At 72.8% G+C, this 17,174-nt stretch carries 19 protein-coding genes; 6 read left to right on the top strand and 13 right to left on the bottom strand.

Annotated features, from left to right (window positions below):
- Positions 1-230: 230 nt before the first annotated feature.
- The 4 genes from BJ964_RS21700 to BJ964_RS21715 are packed head-to-tail and all read right to left on the bottom strand — an operon-like array spanning position 231 to position 3,352.
- Positions 231-1,106 (bottom strand): TIGR03619 family F420-dependent LLM class oxidoreductase, encoded by an 876-nt coding sequence (locus tag BJ964_RS21700; RefSeq protein ID WP_188122375.1) that lies wholly within the window; start codon positions 1,104-1,106, stop codon positions 231-233.
- Entirely contained in the window at positions 1,103-1,738 is a 636-nt protein-coding gene (locus tag BJ964_RS21705; protein WP_188122376.1) for an acyl-CoA dehydrogenase family protein, read from the bottom strand. Before BJ964_RS21705 ends, BJ964_RS21700 begins: the two co-directional genes overlap by 4 nt.
- An 11-nt stretch (positions 1,739-1,749) precedes the next feature.
- Complete coding sequence (locus BJ964_RS21710; protein WP_188122377.1) at positions 1,750-2,835, bottom strand: acyl-CoA dehydrogenase family protein; 1,086 nt, start codon at positions 2,833-2,835, stop codon at positions 1,750-1,752.
- A gap of 46 nt (positions 2,836-2,881) precedes the next feature.
- Positions 2,882-3,352, bottom strand: a complete 471-nt coding sequence (locus BJ964_RS21715; RefSeq protein WP_188122378.1) for a MarR family winged helix-turn-helix transcriptional regulator — start codon at positions 3,350-3,352, stop codon at positions 2,882-2,884.
- A gap of 19 nt (positions 3,353-3,371) precedes the next feature.
- Here BJ964_RS21715 and BJ964_RS21720 point away from each other — a divergent pair, with 19 nt between their 5' ends.
- Both BJ964_RS21720 and BJ964_RS21725 read left to right on the top strand, forming a co-directional pair.
- Positions 3,372-4,622, top strand: a complete 1,251-nt coding sequence (locus tag BJ964_RS21720) for a glycosyltransferase (protein ID WP_188122379.1) — start codon at positions 3,372-3,374, stop codon at positions 4,620-4,622.
- A 9-nt stretch (positions 4,623-4,631) separates the two neighbouring features.
- Positions 4,632-5,747, top strand: coding sequence for an acetyl-CoA C-acetyltransferase (locus BJ964_RS21725; RefSeq protein ID WP_188122380.1), 1,116 nt, complete (start codon positions 4,632-4,634; stop codon positions 5,745-5,747).
- Here BJ964_RS21725 and BJ964_RS21730 read toward each other — a convergent pair.
- Genes BJ964_RS21730 through BJ964_RS21745 form a run of 4 tightly spaced genes read right to left on the bottom strand, consistent with a single transcriptional unit; the run spans position 5,731 to position 9,038 of the window.
- Positions 5,731-6,780 (bottom strand): NAD(P)H-dependent flavin oxidoreductase, encoded by a 1,050-nt coding sequence (locus tag BJ964_RS21730; RefSeq protein WP_188122381.1) that lies wholly within the window; start codon positions 6,778-6,780, stop codon positions 5,731-5,733. The genes BJ964_RS21725 and BJ964_RS21730 overlap by 17 nt on opposite strands.
- The gene (locus tag BJ964_RS21735) at positions 6,780-7,463 is read right to left on the bottom strand and encodes a CoA-transferase subunit beta (protein WP_188122382.1); all 684 of its coding nucleotides are present in this window, start codon (positions 7,461-7,463) and stop codon (positions 6,780-6,782) included. The genes BJ964_RS21730 and BJ964_RS21735 overlap by 1 nt, the downstream gene beginning before the upstream one ends.
- Positions 7,460-8,287 (bottom strand): CoA transferase subunit A, encoded by an 828-nt coding sequence (locus tag BJ964_RS21740; protein ID WP_268248045.1) that lies wholly within the window; start codon positions 8,285-8,287, stop codon positions 7,460-7,462. Before BJ964_RS21740 ends, BJ964_RS21735 begins: the two co-directional genes overlap by 4 nt.
- A complete protein-coding gene (locus BJ964_RS21745; protein ID WP_188122383.1) occupies positions 8,280-9,038 on the bottom strand; it encodes an enoyl-CoA hydratase family protein in 759 nt (252 codons plus the stop codon). The genes BJ964_RS21740 and BJ964_RS21745 overlap by 8 nt, the downstream gene beginning before the upstream one ends.
- Positions 9,039-9,087: 49 nt before the next feature.
- Here BJ964_RS21745 and BJ964_RS48055 point away from each other — a divergent pair, with 49 nt between their 5' ends.
- From BJ964_RS48055 to BJ964_RS21765, 3 genes are read left to right on the top strand one after another with little or no spacing between them, the layout of a single operon-like run.
- Positions 9,088-10,005, top strand: coding sequence for an SDR family oxidoreductase (locus tag BJ964_RS48055; RefSeq protein ID WP_229807414.1), 918 nt, complete (start codon positions 9,088-9,090; stop codon positions 10,003-10,005).
- A 33-nt stretch (positions 10,006-10,038) separates the two neighbouring features.
- Positions 10,039-11,547: an aldehyde dehydrogenase family protein gene (locus BJ964_RS21760; RefSeq protein ID WP_188122384.1), complete on the top strand. Its 1,509-nt coding sequence runs from the start codon at positions 10,039-10,041 to the stop codon at positions 11,545-11,547.
- A gap of 43 nt (positions 11,548-11,590) precedes the next feature.
- On the top strand, positions 11,591-12,622 hold the full coding sequence (locus BJ964_RS21765) for an MBL fold metallo-hydrolase (RefSeq protein ID WP_188122385.1): 1,032 nt from the start codon (positions 11,591-11,593) through the stop codon (positions 12,620-12,622).
- On the opposite strand, the gene BJ964_RS21770 is transcribed toward BJ964_RS21765, so the two are convergent.
- From BJ964_RS21770 to BJ964_RS21790, 5 genes are read right to left on the bottom strand one after another with little or no spacing between them, the layout of a single operon-like run.
- Positions 12,597-13,202, bottom strand: a complete 606-nt coding sequence (locus BJ964_RS21770; protein ID WP_188122386.1) for a TetR/AcrR family transcriptional regulator — start codon at positions 13,200-13,202, stop codon at positions 12,597-12,599. The genes BJ964_RS21765 and BJ964_RS21770 overlap by 26 nt on opposite strands.
- A gap of 39 nt (positions 13,203-13,241) precedes the next feature.
- The gene (locus tag BJ964_RS21775; protein WP_407650814.1) at positions 13,242-13,694 is read right to left on the bottom strand and encodes a pyridoxamine 5'-phosphate oxidase family protein; all 453 of its coding nucleotides are present in this window, start codon (positions 13,692-13,694) and stop codon (positions 13,242-13,244) included.
- Positions 13,691-14,602, bottom strand: coding sequence for an SDR family NAD(P)-dependent oxidoreductase (locus tag BJ964_RS21780; protein WP_188122387.1), 912 nt, complete (start codon positions 14,600-14,602; stop codon positions 13,691-13,693). Before BJ964_RS21780 ends, BJ964_RS21775 begins: the two co-directional genes overlap by 4 nt.
- 1 nt (position 14,603) lies before the next feature.
- A complete protein-coding gene (locus BJ964_RS21785; RefSeq protein WP_188122388.1) occupies positions 14,604-15,365 on the bottom strand; it encodes a glucose 1-dehydrogenase in 762 nt (253 codons plus the stop codon).
- 48 nt (positions 15,366-15,413) lie between these two features.
- Positions 15,414-16,004 (bottom strand): TetR/AcrR family transcriptional regulator, encoded by a 591-nt coding sequence (locus BJ964_RS21790; RefSeq protein ID WP_188122389.1) that lies wholly within the window; start codon positions 16,002-16,004, stop codon positions 15,414-15,416.
- 90 nt (positions 16,005-16,094) lie between these two features.
- Between BJ964_RS21790 and BJ964_RS21795 the strand changes: the two genes are divergently transcribed.
- Positions 16,095-17,174: a Zn-dependent alcohol dehydrogenase gene (locus tag BJ964_RS21795; protein ID WP_188122390.1), complete on the top strand. Its 1,080-nt coding sequence runs from the start codon at positions 16,095-16,097 to the stop codon at positions 17,172-17,174.

Raw genomic sequence — 17,174 nt, forward strand, 5'->3', positions numbered from 1 at the left:
GGTGTCCCGGCCGTGACCGGCGGCAGGTAGGGGGTGGTGGCGATCGGGGTGGCCTGCTCGGCCATCGATCTCTATGCCCGGCGGGGGCGGCACGGGCTGGAGCGGGCAGCGAGATCGCGCCGACCGGACGGGACGGGGCAGATGAGGCGGGACGAGGTCGCGCGTACCGGAAAGAAGGAGATGGAAGCGAAACGCGAACCTCGACCACAGAAGGTCCATAGCGGGGCGGATCAGCCGGCGGCGGTGGATTTCAGGGGCTCGATGAACCTGTCGGCGAAGCGGCGCAGGGCGTCGCGTTTCTCCTGGATGGGCGCGTCGAGGCGGCGCCACGGCATGACGATCGCGTCGGTCACGCCGATCTCCGCCTGCTGCCGGAAGCCGTCGAGGCCGTGCCGGTCGATGCAGACGGCCTGGATCTCGAACGGGGTGTCGGCGCGGCCGAACGATTCGCGCAGCCGGTGCAGGCGGCCGATCGTGTCCCGCAGTTCGTCGAAGCGCATCATCGCCGACGACCAGCCGTCACCGACCCGGGCGGCGCGGCGCAGCGCCGGCTCGGAGTGCCCGCCGATGTAGACCGGGACCGGCTCGCGGGGCGCCGGGCTCATCTGGAGTTTGCCGAACGAGAAGTGCTTTCCCTCGTACTCGACCATGCCGCCGCCGAGGATCAGCCGCAGCACCTCGATCGCCTCGTCGGCGCGGGCGCCCCGGTCGCGGAACGGCGCCCCGCACCACAGTGACTCCTCCGGCGACCAGCCGAGTCCCACCCCGAGGCCGAAGCGGTCGCCGGTGAGCGCCGCGACCGTACCGATCTGGCGGGCCAGCAGCAGCGGGTTGCGCGGATCGAGTTTGAGCACCTGGGTGTAGAAGCGGATGCGGCTGGTCACCGCGCCCATCGCCCCGGCCGCGACCATCGGGTCCGGCCACGGGGTGTGCGAGTCCCAGAAGCGGCCGCCGTCGGGGGTGTACGGGTACGCCGCCGACACCTGTTCGGAGTAGAACAGCGAGTCCGGCAGCGCGATCGAGTCGAACCCGCACTCCTCGGCGGCCCGGGCCAGGTCGGTCAACTGGTCGAGCGGGCTCAGCGCGATTCCCAGCGTGAACTTCACGGCAGCATCTCCTCGGCGAGCGTCACGAGCTGTGCGGTGGCGCCGCCGAGCGAGAACTCGTTCGCCTCGGCGGCCAGGAAGTAGCGGTGCAGCGGATACTCCATGTCGAGGCCGACGCCGCCGTGCACGTGGACCGCCGTGTGCAGCACCCGGTGCCCGGCCTCGGCGGCCCAGAATCCGGCGGTCGCCACCTCGGCGGGTTCCGGACGGCACACCGCCTGCCACAGGGCCAGCCGTAACGCCTCCACGTCGATCCACGCGTCGGCGAGCCGCTGCGACACCGCCTGGAACGCGCCGATCGGGCGGCCGAACTGGACGCGGGTGCGGGCGTACTCGGTGGTCATCTCGAGTGCCCGCTCGACCACCCCGAGCTGGTGGGCGGCAGTCCCGATGACCCGAGCGGCCCCCACGATCTCCTCCAGGTGGGGGACGTCGACCGCGTGCCGCCCCAGCTCGATGAGGATGGCGCACTGCTCGGGCAGCCCGTAACCCTCACCGCCGGCCTCTTTCGGCAGTACCGCCGACAGCACCCCGGCCTCGGCCAGGGCCGGCCACAGCGGACGGCCGGACTCGCACAGGTCCCGGGTCATCCCGGCCAGTTCCCGCGCCGCGCCGCTCAACTCGAAGTCCATGATCCGTCCCCTCAACGCCGGACCGGCAGGCCCAGGGCGCCCGCCGCGATGATGTCGCGCTGCACCTCGTTGGTCCCGCCGCCGAAGGTGAGGATCAGCGACGACCGGTACATGGCCTCGATCCGCCCGGCCAGCACCGCACCGGGTTCTCCGGCGCGGATCGTGGCGGCCGGTCCGATGATCTCCATGAGCAGCCGGTACGCCTCGATCGCCAGCTCCGTGCCGTACACCTTCCCGGCGGACGCCCGGGTCGCGGCCGGGGTGCCCTCGGCGACGCAGGCCCGCCAGTTGAAGAGCTTCAAGGCTTCGGTACGGGCGTGCACCCGCGCCAGGTGCAGCCGGACCCATTCGTGCCGGATCGCCCCGGACTCCTGCGCCCACTCCCGGACCTCGCGCAGCGCCCGTTGCAGGGGAGCGGCCGAGGTGAGCGCCACCCGCTCGTGGTTGAGCTGGTCGGTGATCAGCCGCCATCCCTGGTTCTCCTCGCCGACCAGGGCGGAGACCGGTACGCGTACGTCGTCGTAGTAGGTGGCGCTGGTGGACGGCCCGGCCACGGTCCGCACCGGTGTCCAGGAGAAGCCGGGGGAGCCGGTCGGCACGATGAGGATGGACAGCCCCTTGTGGCGGGGCGCCTGCGGGTCGGTCCGGCAGGCGAGCCACACGTAGTCGGCGTCCTCGATGAGGCTGGTCCACATCTTCTGCCCGTTGATCACGTAGTGGTCGCCGTCCCGGACCGCCCGGGTGCGCAGCGCCGCGAGGTCGGTGCCGGCGTCCGGTTCCGAATACCCGATCGAGAAGTGGATCTCGCCTGCCTCGATCCCGGGCAGCAGCTCGGCCTTCTGCTGGCCGGTGCCGTGCCGGGCGATGGTCGGCCCGACCGTGTAGAGGGTCAGGAACGGCACCTGCACCCCGGCCAGCGCCGCCTCGTCGGCGAAGATCAGCTGGTCGATCCGGGAGCGGCCTTCGACGGCGAGCCAGCCGTCGCGGCCCAGCCGCCGGACCACCTCCCGGTACGAGGCGCCGGCCGGGAGCCCGGCGAAGTACTCCCGTAGCGACGCCCGCAGCTTCTCCTGCTCCGGCGTGTATCCGACGTGCATGGCCGACCTCGGTTCTACTAGTAGAACAGGTTCTACTAGTAGAACCTCATCGGTCGAGTCCGGCAAGCACCTTCTCCGCGAGCGCGCAGAACGTCGTCAGCTCCTCCGGGGTCAGCGTCGCGAACCAGCCGGCCACCGCGTCCTCGTCGCCGGCGTCGCGGCCCCGCCAATACCGCTCGCTCGCCTCGGTGGCGGTCAGTCGACGGCGTCGCCGGTCGGCCGGATCCGGCTCGGCCCGCAGCATGCCCTTGCGCTCCAGGGCGGCGACCAGCTGAGCCGCGTTCTGATGGGTGGTGCCGAGGGCGGCGGCCGCCTCGGTCAGCCCCGGCCGGTCCAGCGCCCGGACCGCGGTGAGCAGCGCGGCCTGCTGGGTGGTGAGGCCGTCGGCGCGCAGCCGGTCGTCCATCAGGTAGCGCAGGCGCTGGGCGAGCACGAGGCTGACCCGGAACGCGCGCACCGGCGGGGTGAGGCTCGACCGTGGTCCCAGATCGAAGAGGGTCTGTTCCGGCTCCGTCATACGCAATATATTACCTAACATGATCTGCCTGGTGCCACACTGCGCGTACCTGTCCCAGACATCGCGCATGATCGAGATCTACCGGGCGCTGCGCGAGCGCGGCGTCACCCCGAGAGTCGCCACCCACGGCGGCACCTACGAGTCCGCGCTGCGCGCCGCCGGCATCGACTACGACATCGTCGGCCCGCGGATGGACGACGAGCGCTGCGCCCGCTTCCTGCGCGAACAGCCCAGCAGCGGGCCGGTCGGGCAGAGCGCCTACAGCGACGAGGAACTGCGGGCGTACGTGACGGCCGAGGCGGAGTACTTCACCCGGCACGGGATCCGGACCGCGGTCACCGGCTTCACCCTGACCACCACCCTGTCCACCCGCCTCGCCGGGATCCGCCTGGTCACCGAGCACTCGGCCAGCTGGGCGCCGCCGATGTTCGAGCGCGGCCTGCTTCCCGCGCCCAGCGGCCGCACCCTGCCGCTGCCCCGGCCGGCCCGGCGGTGGATCGCCAACGCGCTGCCCAGCCGGGCCCGGTTCTACTGCGGCGGGTTCAACCGGATCGCCGCCGAACTCGGCGTCCCCGGCCTGCCCAGCGTCGCGGCCCTGCTGCTCGGCGACCTCACCCTGGTCACCGAGGCGCCCGAGGTGCTCGGCGTCCCGGCTGCCGAGATCGCGGCGTGGCGGCCCGGTCGCGGCTACCGGCCGGAGACCCGGCTGCGCTGCACCGGGCCGCTCTACGCGAAACTGCCGGTGCCGCTGCCCGCGGAGACCGAACGGTTCCTCGCCGAGCCCGGCCCGCTCGTCTACGTGGCGATCACCTCCAGCGGGTCCGCGCTGGTCCGGGACGTGGTCGCGGCGCTGCGCCCGCTCGGCGCCCGGATCCTGGTCGCCGCCACCGTGCACGAGCTGGGCGACCTGAACGGCGACCGGGTGCACGTCGGCGGGGTCCTGCCGAGCCACCTCGTCATGCCCCGCGCCGACCTGGCCGTCACCGCCGGCGGGCAGGGCAGCGTGCAGACCGCGATGGCCGCCGGCACCCCGCTGCTCGGCGTCCCGCTCCAGATGGAGCAGGACCTCAACCTGGCGCTCGTGGAACGCCGCGGCGCCGGCCGCTGGATCGCCGAGCGCGACGCCCACGGGCCCCGGCTCACCACGCTCGCCGGGGCGATGCTGGGCGACGGCCGCTACCGGCGCGCGGCTGAGGAGATCCGCGAGATCTATGACGGCATCGACGGTCCGGGCAACGCGGCGGACGCCATTCTCTGCAACACGTTCTAGTATCGGGGCATGGACGCCTATCTGGTCGGAGCCGTACGCACCCCGGTCGGCCGCCGGGGTGGGATGCACGCCGCCATTCACCCGGCCGACCTCGCCGGTGGGGTCATCGCCGCCCTCCTGGAGCGGGCCGGGGCCGACCCGGCCGCGGTCGACGACGTGATCCTGGGCTGCGTCGACACGATCGGGCCGCAGTCGGGAGACATCGCGCGGACCGCCTGGCTCGCCGCCGGGCTGCCCGAGCACGTGCCCGGCGTGACCGTGGACCGGCAGTGCGGGTCGTCGCAGCAGGCCGTCCACTTCGCGGCGCAGGCGGTGATGAGCGGGACGGCCGATCTGGTGGTGGCCGGGGGAGTGCAGAACATGAGCCAGGTGCCGATCGGCAGCGCCATGGCGCCGGACGGGCCCTACCGCCACAGCCCCGGGTGGGCTGCCCGCTACGGAAATGCGGATATATCCCAGTTCAGGAGTGCGGACGAGATCGCCGCGAAGTGGTCGATAACCCGTTCTGAGCTGGAGGAATACGCGTTGGCAAGTCATCAGCGGGCCCTTGGCGCGATGAAGCGTTTCAAAGGGGAGATGGTCGGCGACAAATCAGACGAATGTCCCCGTCGTGACACCAGTGCGGAGCGGATGGCCGCACTCGAACCCCTGCGCGAAGGCGGCCTCACCACCGCCGCCACCTCAAGCCAGATCGCCGACGGCGCCGCCGCCCTCCTGATCGCCGGTGAACAGGCGGTCCGCGACCACGGCCTGCACCCCCGCGCCCGCATCCACCACCTCTCGGCCCGCGGCGACGACCCGGTCCTCATGCTGACCGCACCCATCCCGGCCACCGCACACGCCCTGCACCGCACCGGGCTCTCCATCGACGACATCGACCGCTTCGAGATCAACGAGGCGTTCGCCAGCGTCGTCCTGGCCTGGCTGCGCGAGACCGGCGCCGACCCGGACCGCGTCAACGTCAACGGCGGTGCCATCGCCCTCGGCCACCCGCTCGGCGCGACCGGCGCCCGGCTCATGGTCAGCCTGCTGCACGAACTGGAACGATGCGGCGGACGCTACGGCCTCCAGACCATGTGCGAGGGCGGCGGCCAGGCCAACGTCACCATCATCGAACGGCTCTGAGCCGGTCCAGACCCTCCGAGGCCTCGTTCATGATCCGCTCGATCAGCTCGCCGCACGACGGCAGATCGTCGATCACCCCGGCCACCTGACCGGCCGACATCACCCCGAACTCGGGCCGCCCCTCGACCATCGCCTCCCGCAAGAGCACCGGCGTGCCGGCCGCCATCAGCGTCTGCGCCCACGTCAGCTCACGACCGTGCCGTGCCGCGCGCCCGGCCCGCACCAGCTCCGGCCAGGAGAGCCCGGCCAGCCGGCGGAACGCCATCGCGTGCCGGGTCGCCCGCAGCAGCGCGGTCACCCTTCCCGAGCTCTCCAGACCATCGATGTACGGGGTACGCAGCACCCGATGCGGAACACCGTCCACCCTGGTCGTCACCACGGTCCCGGTCAGCGGCGCGTCCAGGTACAGCCGCTTCACCCGTACGTCCACCGGGCTGTCCGCGGTGAGCAGGAACCGGGTCCCCATGGCGATGCCGGCCGCCCCGTAGGCGAGCGCGGCCAGCAGCCCCCGCCCGTCGAAGAACCCGCCGGCCGCCACCACCGGAATGCCGACCGCGTCCACCACCCGGGGCAGCAGCAGGGTCGTCGGCACCGGCCCGGTGTGCCCGCCGCCCTCCCCGCCCTGCACCAGTACCGCGTCCACACCCCAGCCGGCCACCTTCTCGGCGTGCCGGACCGCGCCCACCGACGGCATGGTCAGCACCCCGCCGTCGGTGCAGCGCCGGATCAGGTCCCGGTCGGGGGCGAGTGCGAACGACGCCAGCCGTACCTTCTCCCGGATCAGCAGCTCGATCCTGGCGTGGGCGTCCGGCGCGTCCGCGCGTACGTTGACCCCGAAGTTCTGATCGGTCTTGGCCTTTATCTCGTGGATCGTGTCGCGCAGCTGCTCCAGGCTCATGGTCGCGGACGCCACGATGCCGAAACCGCCCGCCGCGGCGACCGCCGAGACCAGCCGTGCCCCGGCCACGTACCCCATCCCGGTCTGCACGATCGGATGCCGGCAGCCGAGCAGTTCGGTGAGCGCGGTCCGCATCACTTCTCCCGCAGGCCGTGCGGATCCAGGTGCTCGCGGATCAGCTTCAGCTCCTCCTCGCCTGGCTCGCGCGTCGCCGGCACCTCGGCCGGGATCGTCAGCGCGAAACCGGTCGCCGCGATCACCTCGTCGACGGTCACGCCGGGATGCACCGACCGCAGCCGCATCGACCGGTCCGGGGTCTCGAAGTCCAGCACCGCCAGATCGGTGACCACCCGGCGGATCTCGTGCGCGCCTCGGTCATGACCGATTCCGGACACCATGTCGACCCGTTCCACGAACACCCGCGGCGAGTGCCGGGGCACCCAGTAACTGGTGGCGTGGTTGATCGTGTTGCCCGGCGCGCCCCGGACGCCCAGCAGCTGCGATCTCGGCCGCTCCCACGGGCCCACGCAGGAGATGTTCTGGTTTCCGAAGCGGTCCAGCTGGCTCGCGCCCATCATCACGTGCCGGGCGCCGGCCGCGACCATCGAGAACACCGCACGGTACGGCAGCCAGCCCTCCACCCGGCCGTCCCGCAAAAGCGTCGCCTCACCGTCGGTGACCAGCAGCTCCGGCGCGAACGTCAGCTGCGCCAGACGCGCCCCCAGCTGCGGGATCAGCCCGGCGTAGCTCGCCAGCACCGCGCCGTCGCCGCGCCACGCCTCGGCGCACGCCACCACACACGTCTCCGCCCGGGTCATCCGGCGACCGCCTTCTGATAGTCGTCCTCGTCGCCGTCCAGATAGCGGGCCCGGAAATCCGCCCAGTCCGTGCTCGCGTACTCCCGCTGGAACGCCTCGTCCCGCCCGTAGTCGGGCACGCAGCTGGTGAAATGGGCGCCGTGCGGGGTCTCCACCACACCGTCCACCATCGACCGGTTGGTCAACAGCGTCTGTGGAGGTCCGGATTCGATCAGATCGTCGGTGCTCAGCACCCGCTCGCAGGAGACGAAACGCCGCTTCGCGGCAAGACAGAAAAGATCGTCGAAGTACGGGTCCGGGCCCAGATAGCGGCCGTTGCCCCCGGCGTCCGCGCGATTCAGATGTACGAGTGACACGTCCAGCGGGACGGCCGGCATCGCGACCAGCTCGGTGGCGTCGGCGTACGGGGAGCGGATCGTTCTCAGCTCCGGGTTGACCCGCATCACGTCGGAGCCCATGCCGGCCCGGATCGGCAGGAACGGCAGCCGGTTCGCGGCCGCCAGCAGTCCCCAGTAGAGCATGCCCTCGTCGTACTCGGTCAGCTCTATCGTTCCGGCGCTGCGGGCCCGCCGGAAGTGCGGCTCGAGCGGGATGCTGTCCAGCGACACGAACCCGGTGACCACCCGTTTCACGCAACCCGCCGCGACCAGCAGCCCCACATCCGGCCCGCCGTAGGTGACCAGCGTCAGGTCCTTCCTCCCGGCGCTGACGATCGCCCGGACCAGCGCCATCGGCTTACGCCGCGACCCCCAGCCCCCGATCCCGACCGTCATCCCGTCCCGGATCTCGTCCACCACCTCGGCGATGGTCACCCGCTTATCCACGCCCGTCCCCTTCTCTCGCGTCCCGGACGAAGGCGTCCCGGGCACGGTCGCCGGCCCCGTCGAGGTTGAGTTCGAAGGTGAAGCCCTGCTCGAAGCGGTAGGAGCGCTTCACGTCGACCGGGTCGATGCCGTTCAGTGACTCCTTGGCCCGGCGGATGACCAGCGGATCCTTGGACGCGATCTCCTCCGCCACCCGCCGCGCGGCCCGCCGCAGCCCGGCCGGCGGCACCACCTCCAGCACCGTCCCGAACCGGTGCAGCTCCCACGCGCCGACCCGGCGGCAGGTGTAGACCATCGTGCGCATCAGCTGCTGCGGCACCAGCCGGGCCAGGTGGGTGGCGGCGCCGAGCGCCCCGCGGTCCACCTCCGGCAGGCCGAATGTGGCGTCGTCGGCGGCCACCACCAGATCGGCGTTGCCGGCCAGGCCGACCCCGCCGCCGAGACAGAACCCGTGCACGGCCGCGATCACCGGGACCGGGCAGTCGTAGACCGCGGCGAACGCGGCCGCACACCCCCGATTCGCGGCGAGCAGCGCCTGGTGCCCGGCGGTCCGCTGCATCTCCTTGATGTCGACGCCCGCGCAGAACCCGCGCCCCTCCGCCGCCAGGACGACGACCCGGGTCGCCGGATCCGCGCCCGCCTCGGTGACCGCTGCGGCGAGATCGTGCCACCCGGCCGCCGGCACCGCGTTGACCGGCGGAAAGTCCAGGACGACCTCGGCGACCGTGCCGCGGTGCAGTGCGATGCCCACGGCGTCGAGGCTAACCTAGCGCTTGCTTGGGTGGCTAGCATCGACCCTCATGGACCCCTTGGACTTCACCGGCCGGGTCGTGGTCGTCACCGGCGGGACCCGCGGCATCGGCGCGGCCGTCGCCCGCGCCTTCCAGGCGGCCGGCGCCCACGTCCTGACCTGCGCCCGCACCGGCCCTTCCTCCGCCGCGCCGTCGTCGGCTGAGCTCTCCGGGCCGGCGACGCCGGCCGCTGACGGGGAGGGGCCGGCGTTCTTCCCGGCCGACGTGCGGGATCCGGCGCAGGCGGCCGCGCTGATCGCGGAGGCCGTGCGACGGTTCGGGCGGCTCGACGTGCTGATCAACAACGCCGGCGGAGCGCCGACCGCGAGCGCGGACACCGCCTCGCCGCGCCTGCACGCGAAGATCATCGAACTGAACCTGATCGCGCCGCTGCACGTCGCGCAGGCCGCCAACGCGGTCATGCGTGAGCAGGCCGACGGCGGCGTGATCCTCATGATCGGCAGCGTCAGCGGGACCCGGCCGTCGCCCGGAACCGCCGCCTACGGCGCCGCGAAAGCGGGCCTGCACCACCTCGCCACCAGCCTGGCCGCCGAGTGGGCGCCCAGGGTGCGGGTGAACAGCCTCGTCCTGGGCCCGGTCGACAGCCCGTCCCGCTCGCCTCGGGACGTGTCGGAGGTTGGTCGCTCGGGGCGGGCGGTGGGCCTGGGTCGCGAGGCGGAGGGCGTGGACGGGGAGACGGTGGGCCCGGACCGGGAGGCGGTGGAGCCGGGGGCGGTTTCGTCGGTGGCGCGGACCGTGCCGATGGGGCGGGCGGCGACGGCCGGGGAGGTGGCGAGCGCCTGTCTGCTGCTGGCCTCGCCGCTGGCCGGCTACATCACCGGGGCATCGCTGGCGGTCCATGGGGGAGGGGAGTGGCCGGCGTATCTGGCGGACCTCCGGGACACGGCGTACCGTGCCGGGAAGTAGAACGCGTTCCAGTTCCGCCGATGGAGGTGCGGCATGGTGCTCTCGATCAAGGCCAAACGCGACGAGGTCGGCCTGGCCGGCGGTGAGCTGCTGATCGACGGGCGCTGGCGCCCGGCCGCCGACGGGCGGACCTGGACCCACCTGCATCCGGCGACCGCCGAGGAGGTGGGCGGGTTCGCCGTCGCCACCCCGTCCGACGTGGACGCCGCCGTCCGTGCCGCCCGTAAGGCGTTCGACGAGGGGCCGTGGCCGCGTACCCGGGCGAAGGAGCGGATCCGGGTGCTGCGCCGGATCGCCGACGCGGTCCGCGAGCACGCCGTCGAGTTGCAGGCCCTGGTGGCGCTGGACAACGGGGTGCCGGTCACGTTCGGCGAGACCTACGCCATGTCGGTCGAGTGCGTGGCCGACGTCTTCGACCACCACGCCGGCTGGGTGGACAAGCTGGCCGGTGAGACCCTGCCCGGCTACCAGGGCGGCGAGCACCTGGTGCTCACCCTGCGCGAGCCGGTCGGCGTGGTCGCCGCGATCATCCCGTGGAACGGCCCGCTGCTGCTGGCCGCCCAGAAGCTGGCCCCGGCGCTGGCGGCCGGTTGCACCGTGGTGCTGAAGCCGTCCGAGTACGCCACCTTCTCGGCGCTGCGCCTGGCCCGGATCGTCGAGGAGGCGGGCCTGCCGCCGGGCGTGTTCAACGTGGTCACCGGGCCGGGCGAGAGCACCGGCGACGCGCTGATCAAGCACCCGCTGATCGACAAGATCACCTTCACCGGCAGCCGGGGCGTCGGCCGCCGGGTGCTGTCCGCCGCCGCGAACGGCATGAAGCGCGTCAGCCTGGAGCTCGGCGGCAAGAGCCCGTCGCTGGTCTTCGCGGACGCCGACGTCTACGCGGCCGCCGCCACCACGATGGGCACGGTGACCCTGGGGCTCTCCGGCCAGGCCTGTGTGGCGCACACCCGGGCGCTGGTGCACCGGGACGTCTACGACGACTTCCTGGCCGTCGCCGAGGGGATGGCCGCCCTGGTCAACTACGGTGACCCGTTCCATCCGGAGACCACCGCCTCGCCGCTGATCAACGAACGCCAGCTGGCCCGGGTGCTCGGCTACATCGAGAGCGGACGGGCCGAGGGCGCCCGGCTGGTCTGCGGCGGCGGCCGGCCCGACGGTGAGCTGGCGGCCGGCAACTTCGTGCAGCCCACGGTCTTCGCCGACGTCACCAACGACGCCACCATCGCCCGGGAGGAGATCTTCGGCCCGGTGCTGGCGGTGGTGCCGTTCACCGAGGAGGAGGAGGCGGTGCGGATGGCCAACGACACCACGTACGGTCTGGCCGCCACGGTCTGGACCAATGACGTGAAGCGGGCCATGCGGCTGACCCGGGCGGTCCGGGCCGGCACCGTGGGCGTCAACGGCTACCAGCTGGAACCGCACGTGGCGTTCGGCGGTTTCGGCCAGTCCGGCCTGGGGCGCGAGGGCGGCCGTACCTCGATCGAGGCGTACACCGAGCTAAAGACCGTGCTCATCCCGACGACAGAGGAGATGATGTAGGGTCCCTTTCCTAGACGGGATCCGTCTAGGAAAGGGGCTCGGGATGAACGCACAACAGGCCGCCTGGCGCGCGCGGACGCTGCCGCCGGTGGAGAGGCTTCCCGGCGGCCTGGTGTCCGTTCCGGTGCCGATCCCGGACAACCCGCTGCGCTACACGCTGTCCTACCTGATCCCGGGCGACGACGGCCTGGTCGTGGTCGACCCGGGCTGGGACAGCGAGGCCGGCTGGCAGGCGCTCACCGACGGGCTCGCCGAGGCCGGGGCGACCGCCGCCGACGTCACCGGCGTCGTGCTCACCCACGTGCACCCCGACCACCACGGGCTCACCGCCCGGCTGCGCGACGCCTCCGGCGCCTGGGTGGCCATGCACCCGGCCGAGCGTGACCAGCTGCGCCGTGACCGGGACACCGCGCCGAGCCGGGCGCTCGGCGACTGGATGCGCACCCTGCACGTGCCGGACGCCGAGATCGACCGGCTGCTCGGCGCCTTCGGCAAGGCCGTGGACCTGCACTTCGCCCCGCTCGCCGACGCCGACGTGATGCTCGGCGACGGCGACCTGGTGCCGCTGGCCGGCCGCCGGCTGCGGGCCGTCTGGACGCCCGGCCACACCCCCGGCCACCTGTGCCTGCTGGAGCCGGACGCCCAGGTGCTGCTCACCGGCGACCACGTGCTGCCCCGGATCAGCCCCAACATCGGCCTCCAGCTCAGCGGCGAGGACCCGCTCGGCCGCTACCTGGAGTCGCTGGAGAAGGTCTCCGCGTACGACGAGTGCGAGGCGCTGCCCGGCCACGAGTACCGCTTCCACGGCATCGCGGCCCGCGCCGCCGAGCTGGACCGGCACCACCGGGAGCGCTGCCGGGAGATCGTGTCCGTGGTCGACCGCCTGGGCGCCGCCACCATCTGGGAGGTGGCCTCCGAGCTGACCTGGTCCCGGCCGTGGGCGGAGATCGGCCCGATGCTGGTCGGCGCGGTCGCCGAGACCGCCGCCCACATCGAGCTGCTGGTCCGCGGCGGCGAGCTGGAGTGGAAGAGTGGTGGCCCGCAGGTGGTCACCGGGGCACTCTGTAGGAGCTAGAGAGCACGAAGTCGACCAGCTCCTCGGCGTACCGGTCGGCGCCCGCCGCCACCTGCGCGCGCAGATCGGCCGGGGTGGCCACCGCGTGGTTGAGCGCCCCGCCGCTGATGCAGTCGAGCAGCAGCGTGACGCTGGTGTCGCGGGACAGCTGGCCGCGGTCGATGCCGCGCAGCACGATGGCGCGGGCGGCCGCGACCTGCGAGCGCAGGAACCGGTCCAGGTGCTCGCGCCCGGCCGGGATGCCGCCCGCCTCCACGGTGAGCCGCAGCACCGCCCCGCCGTCCTCGCCGAGGAAGGTGTGCAGCACCTGCCGGGCCAGCGCCACCAGGTCGTCGCGGACCGAGCCGGTGTCGATGTCGCGCACCCCGCCGAGCCGGCTGGCCAGGGTCGCCACGAACAGCGCCTCCTTGTTGGGCCAGCGCAGGTAGATCGACGCCTTGCCGACACCGGCCTTGCGGGCGACCGCGTCCACCGAGAATCCGGCCCAGCCGTCGGTGCCGTACACCAGCGCGGCGGCACGGGTGATCCGCTCGTCCACCCCGGGATCGCGCGGGCGACCCGCCGGCACCCCAGCCGCCATCAAGCCCTCCCGGATCTCCAGCCGGCGGCCAGTCTACGGTCACGAGACCAGTTTGCGGTGGTCCCAGCTGGCGGTTCGGACCGGCTGGACCAGGTAGGCGACACGCTTGCGGGCCGCGTGCGTCACGTAGGCGTCCAGCGCGTCGCGGGGCACGTCCGGCATCCGTGCCGCGATCAGCCGGCCCACCGCGGTCACCCCGGGCAGGTCCTCGATCCGGGTCACGATCCCGGTGACCTGCACGCCGCGCAGCTCGAAGTAGTCCTCGCCGTCCTCGACCAGGCAGGTCAGCCGGGGATCGCGGGCCAGATTCAGCGCCTTCTGCGAGGACCGGTAGGTCCAGAACGCGATCCGGCCTTCGGCCAGACCGAAGAACATGGTGACCAGGTGCGGGGTTCCGTCCGGGTTGATCGTCGCTGTCTGGACCTTCCGGGCGTACGCGAGAAGCGCCCCCACCTCGTCGTCGGTCATCGTGACCGTGACCCGCTGCTTCACGACGGCTCGCCGAAGGTGGTCGCGGCCAGTGGCAGCGTCTCCTCGCAGACGAACCCGGGCCTGGGCTGCTCGGCGGTGAACACCGTGCCGAGGGCGGCGTCCAGTTCGGTGGCCGTCCACGTGCCGGTCGCCGCCCGGAAGACCGACCGCACGGTGGGCGGCCCGAGCAGCGCCACCACGCCGCCGTGCACCACGAACACCTCGCCGGTGATCCGCGCGCCGCCCGGCCCGGCCAGGTGCACCACCAGCGGCGCCACCCGGTCCGGCGCCATCGGGTCCGGTCCGCTGGGCGGCGGCCCCATGAGTTCGCCGGTCATCCCGGTGCGTGCCCGTGGGCAGATCGCGTTCACCCGTACCCCATGCCTGGCACAGCCCCGAGCGGTCGCGAGGGTGAGAGAGACGATCCCGCCCTTGGCCGCGGCGTAGTTGGCCTGGCCCGCCGATCCGAGCAGGAACGCCTCGGAGGCGGTGTTGACGATCCGGGCGTAGACCGGGCCGCCCTCGTCCTTGCTCCGGTCCCGCCACCAGGCGGTCGCGAACCGCGTGGTCACGAAGTGGCCGCGCAGGTGCACCCGGACGACCGTGTCCCACTCCTGCTCGGACATCGAGAAGATCATCCGGTCGCGCAGCACGCCCGCGTTGTTGACCAGCACGTCGAGGCCGCCGAACCCGTCCACCGCTGCCTTGACCAGCGCCTCCCCGGTGGCCATGTCGGCGACGTCGCCGGGGACCGCGACCGCCGTGCCGCCGGCGGTCCGGATCCGCTCGACCACCGCGTCGAGCGCGGGCCCGGGCAGATCGTTGAGCACCATCCGGGCGCCCGCCGCGGCCAGCGCCGCAGCCTCCGCGGCGCCCAGCCCCTGCCCGGCCCCGGTCACGATCGCGACCCGCCCGTCCAGCGTGGCCACGTCAGTAGCCCGGGCCGCTGAGCAGGCCGCCGTCGGCGAGGAACTCGGCGCCGGTGGTGTAGGACGCCTCGTCGGAGGCGAGGAACGCGACCAGCCGGGAGATCTCCACCGGCTCGGCGAACCGGGCGATCGGCAGCGACTTGAGGAATCCGCCCCCGTCGACGCCGGTCATGGTCTGCGCGGCGGCCAGCGCCATCGACGTCATCACGCCACCCGGGTGCACCGAGTTGACCCGGATGCCGGCCGGCCCCAGCTCCTGCGCCGCCGACCGGGTGAGGCCGCGGACGCCGAACTTGCTGGCGCTGTACGCCGACAGCCCGGCCGCCCCGGCGAAGCCCTCGATCGACGAGATGTTCACGATCGAGCCGCCGCCGCCCGCGGTCATCGGCGGCACCACCTGCCGGATGCCCAGCCACGTGCCGATCAGGTTGACCTCGACGACCTGCCGGAACTCGGCCGGGTCCATCGCGGCGACCGGCGCGTGCCGCAGGATGCCGGCGTTGTTGACGAGCACGTCGATCCGCCCGTACGCGTCGATCGTCTCGTCGACCGCCACCGCCCAGTCGTCCTCGCTGGTGACGTCGTGGTGCACGTACCGGCACCGGTCCGCCCCGATCCCGTCGGCGACGGCCCGGCCCTTGTCGTCGAGGACGTCGCCGATCACCACCCGGGCGCCCTCGGCCGCGAAGTGCCGGGCGTGTGCCTTGCCCATGCCGCGCGCCCCGCCGGTGATCAGAGCCACCTTGCCGTCCAGCCGCCCCATCGCGCCTCCCGGAGTCAAGAAGCGCTTACCAAGCGCTTGCTTGGGAGGCTACGCCGACTTGATGCCGTCGAAAAGGAGCCGCAACAGGCCGTCGACGATCTGGTCGGTGGTCCAGCTCTTCGACGACGTCCACGATGTCGGGAGCCAGAGGATGTCGCGGAGCAGCCGGTACGTCAGCCGCGCGTCCAGGTCGGCCCGGAACACCCCGGTCTCCCGGCCGCGTTCCAGCAGGTCGATCCAGGTCTGCTCGATCTCCTTCATGGCGGTGCGCAGGTACCCGAACCGGGGCTGCCCGGAGAAGTAGTTCCAGTCGCGCTGGAGCATGGTGAGCGCGGCCCGGTGCCGGTCCAGTGTGGCCGTGCTGGACCGGACGATCCGCTCGATCGCCGCCCGCGGGTCGTCGCTCCCGGCCACCGCGGCCCGGTACCCGGCCAGCACGTCCTCCAGGAACGCGCTGAGGATCTCGTCGCCGATCGACTCCTTGGAGTCGAAGTGGTGGTAGAGGCTGCCGGACAGGATGCCCGCGGCGTCCGCGATCTGCCGCACGGTGGTGGCCCGGAACCCCTGCTCGGCGAAGAGGTCGCCGGCCAGCCGGACCAGGTGCGTGCGCCGTTCCGACGGCGTCTTCGAGGTGCTCACCGGGCCATTATGGGCGCCGACCGAACGCTTGCTTGGTACACCCCACCCGGTTAGCGTAGAACGCGTTCTAATTTTCGAGGAGGTGCCGGGATGCGCGCGGCGGTGCTGCACACCATCGGGGACGAGAAGCTCGACATCCGCGACGACGTGGCCGTCATCGGCCCCGGACCGGGTGAGGTGCGCCTGCGGGTGCGCGCGTCCGGCGTCTGCCACTCCGACCTGTCCGCCCTGCGCGGCGGCCTGCCCCAGCCGGTGCCCGCGATCCTCGGTCACGAGGCGGCCGGTGACGTGATCGAGGTCGGCGACAACGTGGACGACCTGGCGCCGGGCGACCGGGTCGCGGTCAACTGGCTGCCCGCCTGCGGTGTCTGCACACACTGCCGGCGCGCGGAGCCGTACCTCTGCATGACACACGTGATGGCCGGCTACGTGATGCCCCGGTTCACCGCCGGGGACCTGCCGATCTTCGGGATGGCCGGGTGCGGGGCGTTCGCCGAGGAGATGGTGGTCCCCCGGGCCGGGGCCGTGAAGATCGACGACGACGTCCCGTACGAGGTGGCCGCACTCGTCGGCTGCGGCGTCACCACCGGCGTGGGCGCGGTGATCAACACGGCGCAGGTGCGGCCCGGCGACAGTGTCGTGGTGATCGGCTGCGGCGGCGTCGGCATCGCGGCCGTCCAGGGCGCCCGGGTCGCCGGCGCGGCCCTGATCATGGCGGTGGACACGGTGCCCGCCCGGCACGAGGCGGCCCGCCGGTTCGGCGCCACCCACACGGCCACCCCGGACGAGCTGAGCGACCTACAGATGGAGGTGGCGCCGGAGGGCTTCGACCACGCCTTCGACATCGTCGCCGTACCCGAGACGCTCCGGACCGCGTGGACCGCGTGCCGGCGCGGCGGCAGCGTGATCGTGGTGGGCGCCGGCCGCGCCGAGCACCAGGTCGAGTTCAGCCCGTTCGAGCTGCTCTTCGAGGGCAAGCGCATCCTGCCCTCGCTGTACGGCTCCGCCGAACCGCACCGCGACTTCCCCCGCCTGCTGGCCCTGTGGCGGGCCGGCCGCCTGGACATCGAGGGCATGATCAGCCGGCGGCTGCGGCTGGACCAGGTCGGCGACGCGCTGGCCGCGCTGGGCAGCGGCGACGTGATCCGCCAAGTGATCGTCCACGACTGA

Origin of the sequence: Actinoplanes lobatus (assembly GCF_014205215.1) — a bacterium.
Classification (GTDB): domain Bacteria; phylum Actinomycetota; class Actinomycetes; order Mycobacteriales; family Micromonosporaceae; genus Actinoplanes; species Actinoplanes lobatus.